General features: G+C 71.0%; 23 protein-coding genes. 18 read left to right on the top strand and 5 right to left on the bottom strand.

Annotated features, from left to right (window positions below; genetic code table 11):
- Positions 1–77: 77 nt before the first annotated feature.
- The 5 genes from ACIBQX_RS48900 to ACIBQX_RS48920 form a co-directional block, all read right to left on the bottom strand.
- Positions 78–329 (bottom strand): hypothetical protein, encoded by a 252-nt coding sequence (locus ACIBQX_RS48900; RefSeq protein WP_397017363.1) that lies wholly within the window; start codon positions 327–329, stop codon positions 78–80.
- On the bottom strand, positions 326–1,204 hold the full coding sequence (locus ACIBQX_RS48905) for a phosphoribosylaminoimidazolesuccinocarboxamide synthase (RefSeq protein ID WP_397017365.1): 879 nt from the start codon (positions 1,202–1,204) through the stop codon (positions 326–328). Before ACIBQX_RS48905 ends, ACIBQX_RS48900 begins: the two co-directional genes overlap by 4 nt.
- Positions 1,185–1,925: a GntR family transcriptional regulator gene (locus ACIBQX_RS48910; protein WP_397017367.1), complete on the bottom strand. Its 741-nt coding sequence runs from the start codon at positions 1,923–1,925 to the stop codon at positions 1,185–1,187. The genes ACIBQX_RS48905 and ACIBQX_RS48910 overlap by 20 nt, the downstream gene beginning before the upstream one ends.
- A 180-nt stretch (positions 1,926–2,105) precedes the next feature.
- Entirely contained in the window at positions 2,106–2,867 is a 762-nt protein-coding gene (locus ACIBQX_RS48915) for a GntR family transcriptional regulator (RefSeq protein ID WP_397017369.1), read from the bottom strand.
- The gene (locus ACIBQX_RS48920) at positions 2,867–3,406 is read right to left on the bottom strand and encodes a GntR family transcriptional regulator (protein WP_397017371.1); all 540 of its coding nucleotides are present in this window, start codon (positions 3,404–3,406) and stop codon (positions 2,867–2,869) included. Before ACIBQX_RS48920 ends, ACIBQX_RS48915 begins: the two co-directional genes overlap by 1 nt.
- A 223-nt stretch (positions 3,407–3,629) precedes the next feature.
- Between ACIBQX_RS48920 and ACIBQX_RS48925 the strand changes: the two genes are divergently transcribed.
- From ACIBQX_RS48925 to ACIBQX_RS49010, 18 genes are all read left to right on the top strand, one after another.
- Positions 3,630–3,860, top strand: a complete 231-nt coding sequence (locus tag ACIBQX_RS48925; RefSeq protein ID WP_397017373.1) for a helix-turn-helix domain-containing protein — start codon at positions 3,630–3,632, stop codon at positions 3,858–3,860.
- 143 nt (positions 3,861–4,003) lie between these two features.
- On the top strand, positions 4,004–4,606 hold the full coding sequence (locus ACIBQX_RS48930; RefSeq protein WP_397017375.1) for a hypothetical protein: 603 nt from the start codon (positions 4,004–4,006) through the stop codon (positions 4,604–4,606).
- On the top strand, positions 4,606–5,955 hold the full coding sequence (locus ACIBQX_RS48935) for a DUF2637 domain-containing protein (RefSeq protein WP_397017377.1): 1,350 nt from the start codon (positions 4,606–4,608) through the stop codon (positions 5,953–5,955). Before ACIBQX_RS48930 ends, ACIBQX_RS48935 begins: the two co-directional genes overlap by 1 nt.
- Positions 5,952–6,362 (top strand): SsgA family sporulation/cell division regulator, encoded by a 411-nt coding sequence (locus ACIBQX_RS48940; protein WP_397017379.1) that lies wholly within the window; start codon positions 5,952–5,954, stop codon positions 6,360–6,362. The genes ACIBQX_RS48935 and ACIBQX_RS48940 overlap by 4 nt, the downstream gene beginning before the upstream one ends.
- Complete coding sequence (locus ACIBQX_RS48945) at positions 6,359–6,619, top strand: hypothetical protein (protein ID WP_397017381.1); 261 nt, start codon at positions 6,359–6,361, stop codon at positions 6,617–6,619. Before ACIBQX_RS48940 ends, ACIBQX_RS48945 begins: the two co-directional genes overlap by 4 nt.
- Positions 6,620–7,042, top strand: a complete 423-nt coding sequence (locus tag ACIBQX_RS48950) for an ATP-binding protein (RefSeq protein WP_397017383.1) — start codon at positions 6,620–6,622, stop codon at positions 7,040–7,042.
- Between the two features lie 110 nt (positions 7,043–7,152).
- Positions 7,153–7,686: a hypothetical protein gene (locus ACIBQX_RS48955; protein WP_397017385.1), complete on the top strand. Its 534-nt coding sequence runs from the start codon at positions 7,153–7,155 to the stop codon at positions 7,684–7,686.
- Positions 7,687–7,689: 3 nt separating this feature from the next.
- The gene (locus tag ACIBQX_RS48960) at positions 7,690–8,067 is read left to right on the top strand and encodes a hypothetical protein (RefSeq protein ID WP_397017387.1); all 378 of its coding nucleotides are present in this window, start codon (positions 7,690–7,692) and stop codon (positions 8,065–8,067) included.
- A gap of 8 nt (positions 8,068–8,075) precedes the next feature.
- Positions 8,076–10,376: a hypothetical protein gene (locus ACIBQX_RS48965; protein ID WP_397017389.1), complete on the top strand. Its 2,301-nt coding sequence runs from the start codon at positions 8,076–8,078 to the stop codon at positions 10,374–10,376.
- Between the two features lie 236 nt (positions 10,377–10,612).
- Positions 10,613–10,909: a hypothetical protein gene (locus ACIBQX_RS48970; RefSeq protein WP_397017391.1), complete on the top strand. Its 297-nt coding sequence runs from the start codon at positions 10,613–10,615 to the stop codon at positions 10,907–10,909.
- Positions 10,910–11,028: 119 nt separating this feature from the next.
- The gene (locus ACIBQX_RS48975) at positions 11,029–13,593 is read left to right on the top strand and encodes a DNA translocase FtsK (protein ID WP_397017392.1); all 2,565 of its coding nucleotides are present in this window, start codon (positions 11,029–11,031) and stop codon (positions 13,591–13,593) included.
- A gap of 48 nt (positions 13,594–13,641) precedes the next feature.
- Entirely contained in the window at positions 13,642–13,803 is a 162-nt protein-coding gene (locus ACIBQX_RS48980; protein ID WP_397017394.1) for a hypothetical protein, read from the top strand.
- Between the two features lie 14 nt (positions 13,804–13,817).
- Entirely contained in the window at positions 13,818–14,492 is a 675-nt protein-coding gene (locus tag ACIBQX_RS48985; RefSeq protein WP_397017396.1) for a phage holin family protein, read from the top strand.
- Between the two features lie 45 nt (positions 14,493–14,537).
- Entirely contained in the window at positions 14,538–14,675 is a 138-nt protein-coding gene (locus ACIBQX_RS48990; protein ID WP_397017398.1) for a hypothetical protein, read from the top strand.
- Between the two features lie 105 nt (positions 14,676–14,780).
- Complete coding sequence (locus ACIBQX_RS48995; protein ID WP_397017400.1) at positions 14,781–15,299, top strand: Pycsar system effector family protein; 519 nt, start codon at positions 14,781–14,783, stop codon at positions 15,297–15,299.
- A complete protein-coding gene (locus ACIBQX_RS49000; protein ID WP_397017402.1) occupies positions 15,296–15,997 on the top strand; it encodes a hypothetical protein in 702 nt (233 codons plus the stop codon). Before ACIBQX_RS48995 ends, ACIBQX_RS49000 begins: the two co-directional genes overlap by 4 nt.
- On the top strand, positions 15,994–16,668 hold the full coding sequence (locus tag ACIBQX_RS49005; protein WP_397017404.1) for a hypothetical protein: 675 nt from the start codon (positions 15,994–15,996) through the stop codon (positions 16,666–16,668). Before ACIBQX_RS49000 ends, ACIBQX_RS49005 begins: the two co-directional genes overlap by 4 nt.
- Complete coding sequence (locus tag ACIBQX_RS49010; RefSeq protein WP_397017406.1) at positions 16,665–17,072, top strand: RRQRL motif-containing zinc-binding protein; 408 nt, start codon at positions 16,665–16,667, stop codon at positions 17,070–17,072. The genes ACIBQX_RS49005 and ACIBQX_RS49010 overlap by 4 nt, the downstream gene beginning before the upstream one ends.
- Positions 17,073–17,303: the final 231 nt, after the last annotated feature.

Consider the following 17,303-nt stretch of genomic DNA (forward strand, 5'->3'; position numbering starts at 1 on the left):
CCTACCTGATCAGGTTGTCGCCTTCTTCGCGCATGCGAAAGGGCCCCGACTGAAGCCGAGGCCCTCTTCTTGCGAAGTCAGTTTGACGGTGCTCTGTACTCCGCCGCAGCGTCGTCAGCCTCAACCCACGGCTTGTCCATCGCCCTGGCGAGCGCGTCCACGCCGTCCATCGCCGGTGTGACCCCGAGGGCCCTCAACAACATTGACGCCGCGGTGGAGGCTAGGCGCTGATCGCCTGGGCGGTCGGTGTCGAGCCCGTGCGCGTGCAGTAGCTCCCGCACCTCGCGAACCAGGTGTGTCGGATCGAAGTACTGCCGGTTGGTCGTCACGCGCCGGGCTCCTTCCATGGCATTCCAGTGATGCGCTCGTAGACCTCGATGTACCGGGCCCGGGTGGCCTGCACGATGTCGTCGGGAACTGGCGGGCCCGGCGGGGTGCGGTCCCAGTCCAAGGTGGACGACCAGTCGCGGACAAACTGCTTGTCGAGCGCGTGCTGCGCCCTTCCCGGCTCCCAGGAGTCCGCTGGCCAGAAGCGGGAGCTGTCGGAGGTGAGGACCTCATCGGCCAGGACTAGCGTGCCGTCGTCGGCGACGCCGAATTCGAGCTTGGTGTCGGCGATGATGATGCCGCGCTCGGCGGCGATCTCCGCACCGCGCCGGTAGATCTCCAGAGTTACGTCTCGGAGTTGAGCGGCGGTGTCGGCGCCGATCTGGTCGACGACGTCGTCGAAGGTGATGAATTCGTCGTGCCCGGCCGTCGCCTTCGTGGTCGGCGTGAAGATCGGTTCGGGGAGTTTCGAGCCCTCAAGCAACCCAGCCGGGAGCGGCACCCCGGACACCGTGCCCTTCGCGCGGTACTCCTGCAATCCCAGGCCGGCCAGGTAACCGCGGGCGATCCACTCGACCGGCAGCATCTCCAGGCGCTGGCACCGTACGGCGCGGCCAGCCCACTCGGCGGGCACGTCCGTGTTGATCACGTGGTTTGGGAAGACGTTGGCAAGCTGGTCGAACCACCACAGGCTGAGCTGCGTGAGGACCTTGCCTTTGTCGGGGATGGGCGTGGGCAGCACGACGTCGTAGACGCTGACGCGGTCGGAGGCGACCAGGATGAGGTCGTCGCCGTCTGCATAGACGTCGCGGACCTTGCCTGAATGGATCAGTTCCACAGAGAGGTTCCTTAGTCTTCTAGTTGATCTCGAACTCATATGACTGCCACCGCTCCGGAGCGGACACGTACTCGCCGTACTCCAGCACTAGACCGTCGCTGTCGTAGATCCAGTTTCGGCCTCGCAGGACTGGTGACCCAACAGGAACCCTTAGGTCCTGCGCATCCTGCTCAGTGGCAGCGCTAGCAGCGCTCTGCTCCCGCGAGGTCTTGATGGTGCTCCCGGCAACTTCCTCGATGTAGCCGAAGGTGCCCTGCAGGATCCTCTCGGTCTGCAGGAGACGCGGGGCGAGCTCGGCAAGCTGGCCGTCGAACCAGCTCGTGGACGCGGAGACAGGCTGATCTCCGCGATACGTCACGCGCTGCCGGCGAATGGCGGGAGCGCCGGCCTCGATACCCAGTGCATCGGCCACGTGCTCTGGCGCGTCAACCAGCGCCGCTGACTTGATCTTTGCGTGCTCGTCAGGCGGGTAGATGCGCCCGGTACGCCGGATTGCCACGGCCCGGTCTGTAGGGGAATGCGAGGCGGCAGCGGTCTTCACGACTGTTCCTCGACCGGGCGATGCATCTACAAGGCCTTCGCTGCGCAACGTGGTGATCACCTTGGTAGCTGTCGCGATCGCGACGCCCCATTCCTGCGCGATCTGGCGGCCAGTCGGCACGCGATCGCCTTCGCGGAGTTCGCCGGACATGATCTGGCGTCGTAGGTGGTCGACGATCTGCAGGTAGGGCGGGTCGGGTCGGTTCAGTTGCGGGGCCATAGGTAATCGTCCCAACACGGCGAGATGGACTAGTGCAACTTCAGCGTAATGCACTAGTTCAAGTCAGCCGACGGGGTGGACTTTGCACTAGTCCAAAGTTAACTTTGGACTAGTGCGAGCCGTGTGTCTCGTGCACCGAGTGTCCCGTTTACCTGGAGGAGCTAGATGAGCTCTGCCGTATCACGAGAACTCGTACTGCAATTCGTACAGGTGTCCGGCCTTGGCCATAATCGTGGCTTCGATAGGACGTTCGTTGTCGCTGTACACCACGCGAAAGGTCCGGAGGATCGGCAGCTCGCTGGGCAGCTCCAGGAGTTCGTACTGCTCTTGGGTAGGGACTCGCGCCGAGACGTGGTCCACACACTTGCGGGGCGGGTATCCCATGCTGGCCAGCAAGGTGGGAGTACCACCGCGGATCTTGCGATGCTCCAGCAGGGCAGTACCAGCGGCGATCTCTGTCGGGTAGTAGGAGGTCACAAGCTCCGCTGGTTCGTCGTCCAGCACGAGCAGTTGCCTGCGCATGACGGCGGTGCCGGTCTCGGTGAGCTGCAGCGCTGCCGCCGCATCCTGCGGCGGGCGTACTTCGCCGACTTCCAGAAGCCTGCTACTGGCCTGCCAGCCACGCTGGTTGGCCTTGGCGATCCACGGATAAGACTCGTTCGGTGGTGCCGGCGCCACGAAGTCGGCCGGCCGAATAGTGCGCTGGCGGTGTTGGCGCACGCTAACGCTGGCCCCCGCACGGCCAACTACCAGGCCCTCCTCCTTCAAGAGCTTCAACGCCTTCTGGACTGTGGCGTTCGAGGCCCCGAAGCGCTCGGTGAGCTGGAGAGTTGATGGCAAGTTGGCTCCAGCGGCGAGCTCGCCCGACAAGACTTCCTCACGCAAGGCTGCGGCGATCCGTTGATGAATCGGACGCGAGTCGACGATTCGGCGAGCGCTCATCAGATCATCATTTCGTAGCGAAGCCGCTGGGCGCTGGCAGGGGTGACCATCATGTCCGCCTGAATGGGCTGGCCTTGATCGTTCAGGATCACTCGCGTGAGCACCAGGATGGGGCTCGTTGGCGCCAGGCCGAAGGTTTCACGTTCGGCGTCGGTGGCGTGGCGGGCGCCCACCTCCTCCACCACACGCCGTCCTACATGTCCCAATTTGGCCAGCAATGTGATCGCGCCGCCCCGGATCGGGCGCGGCACAGCCAGGGCGGATCCCTGGGCTATGGCGGCCGGGTAGTAGGAGTCGGTCAGTTCCAGCGGGACGTCATCGAGGTAGATCACGCGCCGCCGCACTATGGCCGTCTCCTCAGGCGAGAGCCCCAGGAGGCCTGCTATCTCTGCCGGCGGTACGGTCTCGCCAGCTTCCACGATGCGCTGGGTCCCGCGGCGATTCTCGGCGGCCGCCGCGGTTGCCCACGCCTCGCTGTGGCCTGGCGGTTGAGCGGTCAGGTATGGCACCGACGTGCTGACCCACTGCTGATCAGCCATGTCCCCTCCCTTGATCAAGAGTCCGAAACCTTACTGCTTTTCACAGTAAGTGCTCAGGACTCTTACTCGCACGCTACCTTGATGCTTTTCGCGAAAAGCGTTACGTTCTCCGTGCGAGCCGCGTGCTGCACGCGACCGATGTCCGGTTCTCAATGCAAAGCGGCCCCGGTGGTGGTGCACCGAGGCCGCGGCGAGTCGCGACACCTGAAGGGAAACCCGACTCATGACAATCATCGCTGATCTGTCCGCGCTCGGCGACAGGCTGCTGACCTCGAAAGAGGTTGCCATCCTCTTCCGCGTCGACCCCAAGACGGTCGCGCGGTGGGCCGCAAAGGGCCAGCTGCCCGCACTCCGGACCCCCGGCGGCCGGGAGCTGCGCTTCTACGCCAGAGCCGTGTACGAGGCACTGCGGAACGGTGCCATCACCATCGCTGACGCAGAGGCGGTGGCCTGAATGGGGAAGCGAACGAGCATCGTCGGAGCTGCTGCATCAAGCGCGGTCAAGTGCGCGGCACTCACACTGATCCTGATCACCGCGACGCCCACAGAGGTCACCCAGCACAAGGCCTCCTGCGCCCAGTGCCAGGAGGCGGTCCGATGACCATCACCCCGCCTGCACGGACCCCCGCCGCCTCCGCCGAGCAGGCCAAGGCGCTGCTGGCCTACGCGGCCGACGAGCGCCACTTCTCCACCCCGTACTACGACGACACCCACGTGATCCTGCAGGAGCGGGACGCCGCCACGGCGCTGTACGCCGCTCAGGCCGCGACCGCGACCGCAATGCTGGCCGTCGCCGGCGAGCTCGCCGAGCTGCGCGCCGAGATCCGCCAAGCCACCGCCATCCGGTCGGACCTGGCCGACATCGCCACCGCGGTGCGCGGTCTGGCCAGCGCCGCGGTGGTGACGTCCGCCTCGCCGACGGCCGACGTCGCCAGCGCGGTGCGCGAGCTGACCACCACGCTCGGCGAGCGCATGGATGAGCGGGCCGACGAGGTCGAGGCCGTGCGGGACGCGGTGGAGGAGGGCCTGGCCGACGTCGCCGACGTGGTCGAGCTGCTGGTCCGCCCGCGCGGCGGCTGGTGGTCTGGGCTGCTGTGGTGGCGCCGGCGCAGCGCCGAGAAGGTCGCCGCCGAGATCATCACGAGGGCTGCCCCCAGCGGCGACGCCGAGCTGCCCGGTGACGTGGGGCGGTGTGCCTGATGACGACCTACTGGGACCCGAAGGCCACCCGCGCGGTGGCGGCCGCCGACGCTGAGACGCGCCTGGCGCAGGCGGAGGCGACGCGCGCCGAGACCATGCTGCGCATCGAGGCACAGCGCGCTGAGCAGGCCGAGAAGCAGCGCAGGGAGCGTCACGAGGCGCAGGTCCAAGCCCGCCGGGAGCGGCTGCAGCTCAAACAGCAGGCCCAGGTGGAGCGGATCAAGCGGCGCAAGGCGCGCGGTCAGGCTCGCCGGCAGGCCTTCCACGCGGTGGCCGGCGCGGTGAGCGCGCGGGTGCCGCTGCTGGTCGGCGTGATCGCGATGGGCGCGCCGATCGCGATCGCGTGGGACGGCCAGCTGGAGTTCGGCGAGCAGATCATGAGGCTCGGCGCGCTGGCGTTCACCGTGCCGGTGGCGCTGGAGGGCAGCGCCTGGTATCTGGCCTGGCTGACGCACACGGCGCTGGAGGCCGCCCGGCCGACCGGGCGGCTGCGGGCCTGGACGTGGCTGCTGGCGCTGACCGCGGCCGGCATGAACGTCTGGCACGGCGTGACCGGTACCGCGTTCGGCGATGACGGGCTGCAGGTCGGCCTCGTGCGCGGCCTGGCCTCCCTGCTGGGGGTCGGGCTGTGGGAGCTGACCGTGATGGCCCGCAGGCAGCGCAACAGCGGCCGGTCGCTGAGCGAGCTGCGGACGGCGCTGTGGCGGCGGGTGCGCTACCCGCGGCTGTCGTGGCAGGCGGCCAGCATCGCCGCCGCGCGTGGCGTCGCCTACTGCCCCGATGAGGCTTGGCGGGCGGCGTGGATCGACCGCTACGGCGTCGGCCCGGAGGCCTGCCGCCGCGAGCGCCGGCTGGCCCGCCAGATCATGCGCCGCCAGGCCAAGGCCGATCGAAAGGCGATCAAGGCGGGCCAGGTGGCCATGGTCGGCGGCCTGATGATCGGACGGCCGGTCCCCCCGGTCATGCCCGTCGATCGATTCCCTCTCACTCCGGTGCATCGGGTGGCGACGCCCGCCGCGTCGATCGACGACCCGATCGAGCCCAAGCGGATCGATCCTCCCAAGCGTCGATCGATCGAGGCCGCGCCGAAGCCGATCGAGTCCAAGAGGATCGACGCCAAGCCTGCCGTCGATCGACGCAAGCGTCGATCGATCCAGCTGCCCGTAGCGGGGGACGGCCCGGCGCCGCGTCGATCGATCGAGGAGCACCGGCAGATCCTGCACGAGCTGATCGGCCAGGCACGGATCAGCTCCCAGCCGACTGCGGAGGAGATCCGCACGACGCTGCGGTGCGCCCCCAAGACGGCCGCCACGCTCCGGGAGGAACTGGTCAGGGGGGTGGCGGCATGAAGAGCCTCCCCATCGTCCAGGGCCTGCTGATGTGGTCGATCGATCGGCAGCCGATCAACGCGATGCTCCGCTACGACATCGGCGACCCGTTCGCGGTGACGCTGGCCTTCGTCGACAACGCGGGCCGCCAGACGGTGTCGTACCTGTTCGGCCGGGCGTTACTGATCGACGGCCTGGAGGGGCCGGCGGGCGAGGACCTGATCCTGATCGGCCCGCATGAGGCGGACGGTTTCACGGTGGTCACGCTGACCCCCGAGCACGGCGCCCTGCCGATGGAGTTCCACGTGGCCACCTCGGTGCTGCGCAAGTTCGTCGAGGCCACGTGCCGGTGGGTGCCGCTGGGCCGCGAGATCGACCACCTGGACCTGGACCAGGCCGTCGCCTACCTGCTGGGGGCGACGTCATGACCACCATGCTCACCAGCACGACCAGGACCGAGACGCCGGCGCGCGATGAGCTGGTGCTGCTGGCGGCCGCCTACAGCGAGCTGCTGGCCGCCTCCCGGGCGAGTGTGGCGGCCGCCGCGCTCGGCGAGACGGATCCGCTGGTCTACGTGCGGGAATGCCTGGCCGGGCACGGCCAGCTCCCGCTCGCGGGGGCGCGGCCGTCGCGGCTGCTGGCGCAGTCGGCCGTCCCGTCGACGCATCGGGCGGGGGTGGCGTAGATGACGAGCACGATCACCGTCCCAGCCGCCCACCGGCAGGTGTTCCCCGGCTGCCCCGAATCGATCGGCCAGGCCCGCGCATGGGTGCTGAGCTGCCTGCCGGCGGGCTGCCCGCGCGCCGACGACGTCGCCCTGGTGGTGAGTGAGCTGGCCACCAACGCCGTGCTGCATTCGGCCTCCGGGGCGACGGGCGGCCGGTACGCGCTGCAGGTGGAGCTGGACCGCCAGTCCCACAGCGTCGGGGTGACCTGCATCGACCTGGGACCGGCGCTGGTCAAGGCGGCCCGGCCCGCCGGTGAGGGCGGCCGCGGGCTGGCCCTGGTCAAGGACCTGGTCGATGTCTACGAGGTCCGCGCCGAGCCGACGTGCCGCACCGTGTGCTGCTGGCTGGACTGGGCCGAGCAGGCCGGGAGCGGGCGATGAGCGCCCGCGCCGTGGTCGCGGCCCTGACCGGACACGCCAACCCCAAGCCTGGCCCTGGCCTCGAAACGCTGTCTGTTTCGTCTGTTTGGTCTGTTTCACAAGGGGGTTCGGTGGTCACCGAGCCGCTGTTTTGGCTGGTAGCGGCTGTGGTGCTGGCCGGGACGATCGCGTTGGGGGTCCGGGCCGGTCACGCCGGGATCGATCCCCGGGCGCTGTGGCGCAACGAGCGGGATCTACGCCGTCCGGGCCGGATCTGGCGCCGCTACGCCCGCGTGGTGCTGGCCGCCGGGCTGCTGACGGTGGCGTGCGCGGTCGGCGCCGCGCTGGTCGCGCTGGTGATCGGCGCCGCGCTGGTGGTGCTGGCCGGGGGGCTGGTCTGGTACTGGCTGCGGATCGGCGCTGACTGGGTCGAGCCGCGGATGAGCGCCGCCGACCGGCGCATTCTGGGCCGGCCCGACCCCTACCCCCACCTGCGCGACTCCGCCCACGACGACCGGCCCGGCGAGCTGCTGGCTGAGCTGGGCGGCCAGCCGGAGACGTTCGAGCGCGCCCGGCCGGGCGCGCCTCACCTGGCCGGCCCCCACGACCCCTCGCCGCCGTCCGGCGGCGTGGTGGTCCTCGTGACCCACAACCCGAAGGAGTAGCGCATGGCCCGACACGAAGATCTCGCGAACCTGCCGACCAGGACCACCGAGGACGTACGCGCCTACAGCCGCGAACTCGACAAGATCGCGCTTGACCTGATCACCGAGCTGGAGTGCCGCGCCCACGAGCTGCGCGGCGCGCTGATCGCGATGCTGAAGTACTGCAAGGCCAACCAGATCGGGGAGGGCAAGTCGATCGGCTGGAAGGCGTCGCGGTCGGTGGCCACCCTCTACACCGCCACGGTCGCGCTGCGCGCGGTACGGCTGTCGGCCAAGCGGATCTACCCGCGGATCGAGAAGTTCTGTGGCGTGGAGCTGGAAGAGCTGCGTCGGCGCAAAGGCAAGACGAAGTCTCCCGATCACGACCCGCTGGACGTGTGAGGCACACCATGAACGGATTCGACGACGAGCGCGGCGCGGCCCGGGCCATGCGCAAGCTGTCGCGGCAGATGAGCACCGACCGGCGCACCGACCGTGAGCAGGGCTATGAGTTCCCCAAGGCACTGCGCATCGGCGCCCCGTGGGCGCTGATCCCGCTGACCTTCGCGGCCGCCGCAGTGCTGCAACTGGCCTTCTACGCCTGGCAGGTCGAGTGGCTGGGCGGGCTGCTGTTCGGCGCCTCCGCCGTGGCGCTGAGCTGCCTGCGCTGGAAGCTGTCGCATCAGCGCAAGTGGTGGCGCAAGGCGCTGGAGGTGGCCGATGTCGCCGCGCCGCTGACGCTGATCATGCTGGTGGTGGGGGTCGGCTACCACGTGGAGGTGATGCTGAGCTTCGTCGCGGTCGGCATCACCCTGGCGATCGCGCACAACATGCGCCATGCCCGCCACGGCGAGGGCGGCGAGCTGGCCACCACCGCAGGTCAGGCCGCCGGCGGCAAGGACCGCTCGGCGGAGTGGCGGGCCTGGACGGCGGAGAACCTGCCCGCCGCGCACGGCTCGCAGCTGACCGTGCTGGAGGACTCCAAGGAGCGGCTGATGGCCGGGGTGGAGCTGCGGCCCGGCCAGGTCCCTGAGGACATCACCGAAGATCTGCCGCGGATCGAGTCGTGGGCGGGCGGCATCCGTGAGGGCGCCACCGCCATCGTCGGCGGCTTCCAGAACAAGCTGCTGCTGATGGTGCCGCGTAAAGACGCTCTGGAGCGCCCGATCCCGTGGCGGGGGCCGGACGGCCCCGGCGAGAACATCATCGAGCCGATCCGGGTCGGCCTGTACCGGGACGGCTCCCCGCTGGTCATGGTGCTGCCGCACACCAAGGTGGCCGGCAGGCCCAAGGTCGTGGCGCACCTGCTGACCGCGGGCATGCCCGGCGCCGGCAAGAGCGAGGCCGGGCAGGTCAGCGACTTCGCCATCGCCTGCCGCGCCGAATCGGCGCTGATCTTGTGCGACTCGGTCAAGGCCGAGCAGTCGCTGCACGGCATCGACCAGGCCGCCGCCTACGTGGCGAGCAACACCACGATGATCCGCTGGCTGCTGACCCGGCTGGTCAACCACACCATCCCGGCGCGAGCCGCCTACCTGGGCAACCCGTCGGCCAACCTGCTGGGCAAGCACCTGAAGAACTGGGTGCCCGGGTGCGGGCTGAAGTTCGTCTCCATCCACTTCGCCGAGGCCGGCGCGCTGGTCGGCGTCGACGCGGTCACCACCATCGTGGAGCGCTGCCGCTCGGTGGGCATCTGGATCGACTACGAGGTGCAGCGCGCCTCGCACACCAAGGTCGACACCGACGCCCGCGCCATGTTCGGCGCCGGCCAGTCCTTCGGCGTGGAAGACGAGATCGACGGCCGGATGGTGCTCTCAGATCGGCTGGTCGACCTGGGCGCCGACCCGTCGGCGTGGGGCACCGACAACCCCGGCTACGTCTACATGGAGGCGCCGTGGGTGCCCAAGGCGCGCCGGACGATGCCCGCCCGCTACGACAACATCGGCGAGGCCGACCTGCAGGCGGCCGTCACCGAGTACCGGCACCTGTTCCAGGACCTGGACCCGGTCACCGCCGAGTCGCTCGGCAAGCCGTATGCCGAGTTCCTGGCCAGCCGCGTCGCCGCCCGTGACGCCGCGCCGCGCCAGCACTCCTTCAACCCGGCCGCCCACGGCCCCACGGCCGCACCTGCCGTCACAGCGCCGGCGGCCACGTCCCTTCGCCCGCCGACCCTGGACGGCATCGCCATGTTGATCCCCTCTCAGCCGGACCACCACGACCCCGACGAGCTCACCCCCGAAGAGGAGAACCAGATGAAGCACGAGGCAGCCGATGAGCTGGCGGCGTCGTTCGCAGAGATGGTGGACCGCGACGACGACCCGGACCTGGCCTTCGAGACCGCCGCCGAGCTGCGCGCCGCGACCGACGACGTCAAACTCGGCGCCGGCGAGCCGGCCGAGCCGGGCGAGTTCGTCCGCAACGAGGCCGCGGACGTGGAGTTCCCCGGCCAGCCGCCGGAGGGCCCCAAGATGTCCAAGGCCGAGGCGATGGCGGTCCTGGTAGAGATCCTGGCCGGGATCGGCGTGGGCAACGAGTTCGCGCCCAAGGACCTGTACGAAGCGGTGGAGGCGCGCACCGGCCATTCGGGGACCTGGGTCCGGCAGACCCTGCCGCTGCTGGCCAGCCAGGGCTACATCGACGCGACCGCGGCCCGCGGCCGCTACGTCGTCCTGGAGACCGAACCCCACCCCGAACTCAGCTACGCACGGTGACCGATCGGGGGTCTTCGCGGGCGTTGTTTGGCCCCCGTTGTTTAACAACGGCCCCTCCGCCGTTAAACAGACAAATCGCCTAATGATCTTGGTTTTCCTAAGGACCCGGGATGTCAAACAACGACTGTGAAACACCCCGGGACAGCACCGCAAACCCTCTCGCGCGGCCAGGCGGCCGCGCACGCACCGTAACCGTGAGACCTGCCACGTACCGACCGGAGGAGGCGCGTTTTCCCGTGACCTGGAGCCCTGCACCCGGCGCCCGCCCGTCCCGCCTGCCGCTCGTTTCCCCGCCGTCGCCCTGGGAGGTCCTGCTGCCGATGCTGCAGACGACGGCCCTGCTGGGCGTGGTCGGGTGGGCGGTGTTCCTGGCCGTCACCACCGACCCGTGGCTGGCCATGCTCGTGATCAGCCTGACCTGCGCTCTGGCCCACAAGATCGTGACCGCGGTCCGGGCCGCCGAGCGCGCCAAGCGGTCGGAGCCGGTGACCTTCGATGCCGGGCGCGTGGATCTGTACGACAACGAGTGGTGAGCGCCCGCCCCCGCGTGCCGTCCCTGGGCCGAAGCTTCGGGCCGCGCTGATCGCGGGAGGGCCGCACCCCCCACCATGATGAACCTTTTCATGATCGTTTCGCTGAGGAGAAGCCCACTATGGCAACCCGCCGCCGTACCGCCCGCAAGCCCCACACCGCTGCCCGTTCCCGTACTGCCGCCAAGCCCGCCGGCGCGGCCCGTAAGCCGGTTCGCCGCTCCCGCAAGAGCGGCAGCGTCGACGTGGCCGCCGCGGCCGCCTGGCTCATCACCGGTCTGTGGCGGGCGGCTTCCCGGTCGGTGGGCATCGCCGTGCGCGCCCTCGGGCGTGATGACGACGACCAGGCGCCGGCGGTCCAGGACCTGCGCGATGGCAGCGCCCTGGCCGTGCTCGCCGCCGCCGTCGCCCTGGCGCTCGCCCTCTGGCACCTGACGCCCTGGTCATGGGCCGCCACCGTCGATCAGGCCGCCCGGCTGTCGGCCGGGGCGCTGACCATGGCCGCGCCGCTCCTGGCCGCCACGCTCGCCTGGCGGATCTTCCGCCGCCCCGACCGTGGCCCAGCGACCGCGCGGGGAGCGACCGGCGCGGCGATGATGCTCACCGGGATCTGCGGCATCGTCCACCTGGCCGCAGGATCACCGTCCCCGGACGCGACCCGGGCCGCCGGCGGTCTACTCGGGCTGGTCGCCGCCGCCCCGCTCGCGGCGATCCTGCCCATGGTCGTGGTGGTGCTGGCCCTGCTGGCCCTGGCCCTGGCCGGGTTGTGCGTGGCCTGCGGCGTGCCCGCCGTCGAGGCCGTCCGCCGGGTGCGGGCGCTGCGCCTGCCCGCCCCCGCCCGCCAGAGCGCCACCGGCGCGGCCGCCGTCACCCCGCAGACCGGACAGTCACCCGCCAGCTCGGTGCCGCTGGTCGTCTCGCCACTGCCGCCGGCCCTGCCTCAGCCGCTCGCCCCCGCCGAGACCGATGAGCAGCCCGCACCCGTCACGTTCGATGCCTCGCCCGCCCCCCGGGTGCTGCCCGGCCGGGTGATCGACCCTGAGCTGATCGCCGATAGCACGCCGTTCGATACGCCGTTGACGGCCTCCGGCGCGGCCGCGCCCACCCGCGACGACAGCGACGAAGACGACAGCGAAGACGAAGAGGGCGGAGAGGAGACCGCCGGCGCCGGGCCTGACACCCCGCCCGCCGCAGCGGCCGCCACGGCTGCAGTGCCTCAGGATGCCTTCGTGCTGCCGCCGCTCACCCTGCTGCAGACCGGGCCGGCCGTGCGCGAGCGCACCCAGGCCAACGACACCGTGGTGGCCGCGCTCACCACCTGCCTGGCCGACTTCAACGTCGACGCCGTCGTCGCCGGACTGATCCGGGGCCCGCAGGTCACCCGATACCTGATCAAGCCCGGCCGCGGCGTCAAGGTCAAGACGGTCACCAACCTCAAAGACGACTTCGGGCTGGCCACCGCCTCAGCGTCGGTACGGATCCTCACCCCCGCGCCGGGACACGCCGCGGTGGGCGTGGAGATCCCCAACCCCGACCGCGACATCGTGATGCTCGGCGACGTGATCCGCTCGCCGGAATTCGCCGCCGAACGGCACCCGCTGACGGCCGGCCTCGGCCGCGACATCGAGGGCCGCACCATCGTGGCCAACCTCGCCAAGATGCCGCACCTGTTGATCGGCGGGGCCACCGGCGGTGGCAAGAGCGTGTGCGTCAACGGGCTGATCTGCAGCGTGCTCACGCGCGCCACACCGCAGGCCGTCCGCATGATCCTCATCGACCCCAAGCGCGTCGAACTCGCGCCGTATGAGGGCATCCCGCACCTGATCACGCCGATCATCACCAACCCGAAGAAGGCATCCGAAGCGCTGGCGTGGGTGGTCACGGAGATGACCCGCCGCTACGACTTGCTCGCCAAGGCGGGCGTCAAGCACGTCGACGACTACAACCGGGCCATCGCGGCCGGCCGCCTGCGCGGCCGTGACCCGCAGCCCTACCTGCTGACCGTCATCGATGAGCTGGCCGACCTGATGATGGTGGCCCCCAAGGACGTGGAAGAGGCCATCGTCCGCATCACCCAGCTCGCCCGCGCCGCCGGGATCCACCTGATCGTGGCCACACAGCGGCCCTCGGTCGACGTCGTCACCGGCCTGATCAAGGCCAACATGCCGTCCCGGATGGCGTTCGAGACCTCCAGCGGCACCGACTCCAAGGTCATCCTGGACGAGGTCGGCGCCCAGGACCTGATCGGCCAGGGCGACGCCCTGTTCCTGCCCACCGGCATGTCCGCACCGCTGCGGCTGCAAGGCGCCTACGTCACCGAGAAAGAGATCGCCCGGATCTGCGCGCACTGGACCAGGCAGAACCGCACCCCGCCCCCCACGCTCACCACCACGGCGCACGACACGAGCGGCACCACCGGCATCGCTGACGGCTCCCAGCCCGGCCCGCACGACCAAGCGCTGCTCAGCCAAGCCGCCGAACTGGTCGTCACCACACAGTTCGGCTCCACCTCCATGCTGCAACGCAAGCTGCGCGTCGGCTTCGCCACGGCCGGCCGCCTGATGGACGAACTCCAGGCCCGCAACGTGGTCGGCCCCGCCGACGGCTCCAAAGCCCGCGCCGTCCTGGTCGCCCCCGACGACCTTCCCGCCCTACTGGCCGACTGGTCCGACGCCCTCGTGCGCTGACACCCGCCCCCGGCGAACCCGTCCACCACCCCTGCAAAGGAACACGCCATGCGCATCAAGAAGGTCGCCACGTACGTGGTCCTCGCCTTCGTCGTCTTCTACCTGTTCACCCGCCCGGCCGAGGCCGCCGCCACCGTCAACGGCGTCTTCGACGGCCTCATCACCGCCGCCAACCAGCTCGCCGTGTTCCTCACCGGCGTAGCCGTCTGAAAGGAAAAACGCTCATGACCCTGCCCACCACCCCGGCGGCCCCGCAGCCCGCCCCCGAGGCCGCGCTGGCCGACCTGGCCCGCCTGGCGCTGCAGCTCGGCACCGCCACCGGCCTGCCGGCCATCACGCTCGCCGTCAGTCCGGGCGTCGACGTCGACCCGGACGTCGACCCGCTGGTCGGCGTCCAGGAGACCGACTGCCATCCCGCCACCGTCCTGCACGTCGACCAGGCGCTGCTGTACGCCGACCCGGACAGCCCGGCCGGGCGCGCGGCCGCCGGCGCCCTGGCCCACGAGATCGTCTGCGCCGCCACCCCGTTTACCCGTGTCGGCGTGTGGCTGGACCGCGCCCTGCCGGTCCTGATCGTCGCCCTGGCGGCCGGGCTGGGCCTGGCCTGGCCGGCCTGGCTGGCAGGCCTGCTGGTGGCTCTGGTGGGCCTGACGCTGCTGGGGCGGGCGGTCGTCGTGGGCGCGCGCGAGGCCTTCGTCGACGACGTCGCCGCCAACCGGCTGACCACCTTCGGCCTTGACGGCGACGCCTGCATCACGGCGATGTTCGACCAGCACGCCGCCACCACCACCCGCGCCGAGCAACTCCTGGACCTGGTGCAGTACGGCACGCCCACGATCACCATGCGCCGCCGCGCGCTGTCCCACGCCCGGACCCAGGCCGGCCAGAGCGCCGCCTGACCAGCACCGCCGTACCCCACACCCGATCACGAAAGAGATCCCGCAATGGCCAAGATCCTCCTCATGTACTGCGGCACCTGCGGCGGCGAACTGCACCTACCGGCCAGCGCGCTGGACCAGCCCGAAGGCCCGGTCTTCCTGCACTGCCCCGGATGCCGCGCCGACGTCCAGGTCACCGGCTGAGCCCACGCAGACGGGCGCGCACCACCGTGGACCTTTCCTCCAAGACCGGCCACGACGGGCGCGCCCGCAACCCCACCAATCCCTAGATCAGGAGGTAGCACCATCATGTCCCAGATCCCGGCCGCCGATCGAGTCGGTGGCCGCGTCACCGCCTTCCCCGGGGCGCCCGCCGCGCTGCAGCGTGAAGGCGACGCTGTGCGCGCGGAGTTGGCCCGCATCGACACCAAGGCGTCCGCTCTCATGGGATGGGCGGGCACCGCGTTCGCCATCCTGGCGGCCACCGCCAGCGTCATCCGCCTTCCGCTGCTTCCCCTGCTCGCGGTCAGCACCGGCGCGGCCCTGCTGGCCGCCGCAGTGACCGTCCTGCTGTGGGTGATCCGCCCCGCACTGCCCGCCCCCGGCGCGGGGTACGGCTTCGTCCGGCACGCGGCCGCCAAAGACGCCGGCGAGCTGCTGGCCATGCTCGGCGCCTACGCCAACCTCGAACAGCGCCTGGCCGGCGAAGCGCTGCGCCTGTCGAAGCTGGCGGTGACCAAGTACCGCAGGCTGCGCACGGCCGTGGACCTGCTGCTGGCCGCCCTGGTGTGCCTGGTGGTCGCGCTGCCGCTGGGAGTCCTGTCATGACCGCCCCCGGCACCGGCACCGGCACCGCGGTCATCTGCGCCGACATCGTGCTCACCCCGGTCCCGTACGCCTTCTACCTCTCCGAGCAGGAGCAGCTCGCCACCACCACCGCCTACACCACCCGCGAGCCCGGCCTGCTGATCCGCAGCCGCGACCCGCGCGAGGACGAGGACAGGTCGCGCTGGCTGATCGCGCACTGGCAAGGCGAGGCGATCCAGGGCCGCCGCGACTACACCTCGTCGTGGCGGGCCCTGGCGGTGGCCGACCAGCTCGGCGCGCTCGGCGTCGACTGGAGGCGCACCAGCGCCGCCCTGAAGGCCGACGGCGAGCCGTACGGGCTGTGGGAGGCGCTGCTGCCCGGCGCGCTGTCCGACCGCGCCGGGCAGCTCATCGAGGCGGTCACCCGCGCAGGCGACCCCGGCCGATGGGACTGCCACGAAGCGGTGATGGACCTGCTGTCCGTGGGCTGGACCCCGGCCGCGCTGACCGGACGGCTCAGCGAGGACTCCACCGCGATCCCGCTGGTCCGCAGGGTGCGGCCGCTGCTGGAGGCGCTCGCGCCGCTGGACGGGCGGCCGACCTGGTGCGGCCAGTGCCTGCCGGTGGCCCGCCAGGCCGTCGACGCCCGCGGCTGGCTGACCTGCTGCCCGCGCTGCCACCCCGGCCGGCCCGACGCGCCGCAGGTGGTGGCCGGATGAGCGCCACCTCCACCCCTGCCGCCGTCCAGGGCGAGGCCCGGGTGCTGGCCATGCTGCGGCAGAGCGTCAACGTCACCAAGATCGCCGACGCCACCACCTGGCCGGTCGCCGCGGTGCGCCGACTCGCCGCCCGTGAGGGGCTGCTGCTCGACGAGCACGGCGTGCCCCACGTGCCGGGCGCTTCCCCCACCCAGGTGGCCCTCGCCCAGGCCGACGTGCGTGAGCTGCTGCGCCTGGCGGCCGCCTGCCCCGACCCGCAGGTCAAGCGGGCGCGGGCCAAGCTGGAGCACGCCGTGGCAGTTCTGCGGGGCTGCCTGGTCGAGGCGGAAAAGCGTAAGGAGCGTCAGGCGTTCGCCGCCCAGGTGATCGCTGAGGCCGAACGGGACATCGCGCGGTTGACCGCGCAGCTGGATCAGGCCAAGGCCCGGCTCGGTCAGGCCAAGGAGATCATCGGCGGCGAGCGTCGTGCCCGCCTGCCGGGCCCGCGGCGCTACCGGCCGGGCACCGACTACGACACCAAGCAGGCCCGCGCCTGGGCCAAGGCCAACGGCCACGGCGCGCTCCTGCCCACCTCCGGCCGGTGGGTGCCCGATGAGGTGATCGACGCCATGCGCGCCGCCCAAGGCGCGCCTCAGACGGCGTCTCCGGCGGCGCCGGAGAACCCCTCATGAGCAGGGGCAGCGCGCGGATGCCGTTCTGGGACCCCGACGGGTCCCGGTTCGGCGGCATCCCCACCTACCCCTGGCGGATGGCCCCGCTCGGGCTGGCCACCAAACGCCAACTGGCCGCCGACGGGCTGCGGCCGGGCGGCCAGCAGGTGTGCGCGCAGCTCATGTGGCGCACCCGGCGCACCAGCGGCGCCCGAGGCGTGCCGCGCGGCATCGGCGTCGCCTACCTGTACGAGCGGGCGCTGGCCAAGCCCAAGCGCCAGCCCAGCGCCGCCCAGCTGGAGGCGATCGGCAAAGCGCTGCGGGCCCGCCGGATCTGCCCCGAGTGCGGCATCGAGCAGCCCTACTGCCTGCCCCGCCGCTACGGCGCCTGCCAGCCCTGCCACGGCTGGGAGCTGAGCGCCTGATGCCCATCCGACCCGAGAACAAGATCCGCTACCCGGCCGACTGGCCGCAGATCAGCGACCGCATCCGGTTCGAACGCGCCGGCGGGTGGTGCGAATCCGCCGGCGAGTGCGACCGTCACCCCGGCCAGCCGTGCACTGCCGTGCACGGCGAACCGCATCCGGTCACCCGGTCGCGGGTGGTGTTCACCGGGCCGACCCCCAAGGACCTCGGCCCCCCAAGCGGCGTTCATC

It is taken from the genome of Nonomuraea sp. NPDC049714 (assembly GCF_044465295.1).
Classification (GTDB): domain Bacteria; phylum Actinomycetota; class Actinomycetes; order Streptosporangiales; family Streptosporangiaceae; genus Nonomuraea.

Bases quoted from the DNA above. Each gene is read 5' to 3' on its own strand.
- ACIBQX_RS48910 (WP_397017367.1), bottom strand. From the start codon at position 1,925: ATGGCCCCGCAACTGAACCGACCCGACCCGCCCTACCTGCAGATCGTC.
- ACIBQX_RS48915 (WP_397017369.1), bottom strand. From the start codon at position 2,867: ATGAGCGCTCGCCGAATCGTCGACTCGCGTCCGATTCATCAACGGATC.
- ACIBQX_RS48975 (WP_397017392.1), top strand. From the start codon at position 11,029: ATGGCAACCCGCCGCCGTACCGCCCGCAAGCCCCACACCGCTGCCCGT.
- ACIBQX_RS49005 (WP_397017404.1), top strand. From the start codon at position 15,994: ATGAGCGCCACCTCCACCCCTGCCGCCGTCCAGGGCGAGGCCCGGGTG.
- ACIBQX_RS48950 (WP_397017383.1), top strand. From the start codon at position 6,620: ATGACGAGCACGATCACCGTCCCAGCCGCCCACCGGCAGGTGTTCCCC.
- ACIBQX_RS48985 (WP_397017396.1), top strand. From the start codon at position 13,818: ATGACCCTGCCCACCACCCCGGCGGCCCCGCAGCCCGCCCCCGAGGCC.
- ACIBQX_RS48990 (WP_397017398.1), top strand. From the start codon at position 14,538: ATGGCCAAGATCCTCCTCATGTACTGCGGCACCTGCGGCGGCGAACTG.
- ACIBQX_RS48920 (WP_397017371.1), bottom strand. From the start codon at position 3,406: ATGGCTGATCAGCAGTGGGTCAGCACGTCGGTGCCATACCTGACCGCT.
- ACIBQX_RS48945 (WP_397017381.1), top strand. From the start codon at position 6,359: ATGACCACCATGCTCACCAGCACGACCAGGACCGAGACGCCGGCGCGC.
- ACIBQX_RS48905 (WP_397017365.1), bottom strand. From the start codon at position 1,204: ATGAGTTCGAGATCAACTAGAAGACTAAGGAACCTCTCTGTGGAACTG.
- ACIBQX_RS48965 (WP_397017389.1), top strand. From the start codon at position 8,076: ATGAACGGATTCGACGACGAGCGCGGCGCGGCCCGGGCCATGCGCAAG.
- ACIBQX_RS48925 (WP_397017373.1), top strand. From the start codon at position 3,630: ATGACAATCATCGCTGATCTGTCCGCGCTCGGCGACAGGCTGCTGACC.
- ACIBQX_RS48995 (WP_397017400.1), top strand. From the start codon at position 14,781: ATGTCCCAGATCCCGGCCGCCGATCGAGTCGGTGGCCGCGTCACCGCC.
- ACIBQX_RS48930 (WP_397017375.1), top strand. From the start codon at position 4,004: ATGACCATCACCCCGCCTGCACGGACCCCCGCCGCCTCCGCCGAGCAG.
- ACIBQX_RS48935 (WP_397017377.1), top strand. From the start codon at position 4,606: ATGACGACCTACTGGGACCCGAAGGCCACCCGCGCGGTGGCGGCCGCC.
- ACIBQX_RS48980 (WP_397017394.1), top strand. From the start codon at position 13,642: ATGCGCATCAAGAAGGTCGCCACGTACGTGGTCCTCGCCTTCGTCGTC.
- ACIBQX_RS48960 (WP_397017387.1), top strand. From the start codon at position 7,690: ATGGCCCGACACGAAGATCTCGCGAACCTGCCGACCAGGACCACCGAG.
- ACIBQX_RS49010 (WP_397017406.1), top strand. From the start codon at position 16,665: ATGAGCAGGGGCAGCGCGCGGATGCCGTTCTGGGACCCCGACGGGTCC.
- ACIBQX_RS48940 (WP_397017379.1), top strand. From the start codon at position 5,952: ATGAAGAGCCTCCCCATCGTCCAGGGCCTGCTGATGTGGTCGATCGAT.
- ACIBQX_RS49000 (WP_397017402.1), top strand. From the start codon at position 15,296: ATGACCGCCCCCGGCACCGGCACCGGCACCGCGGTCATCTGCGCCGAC.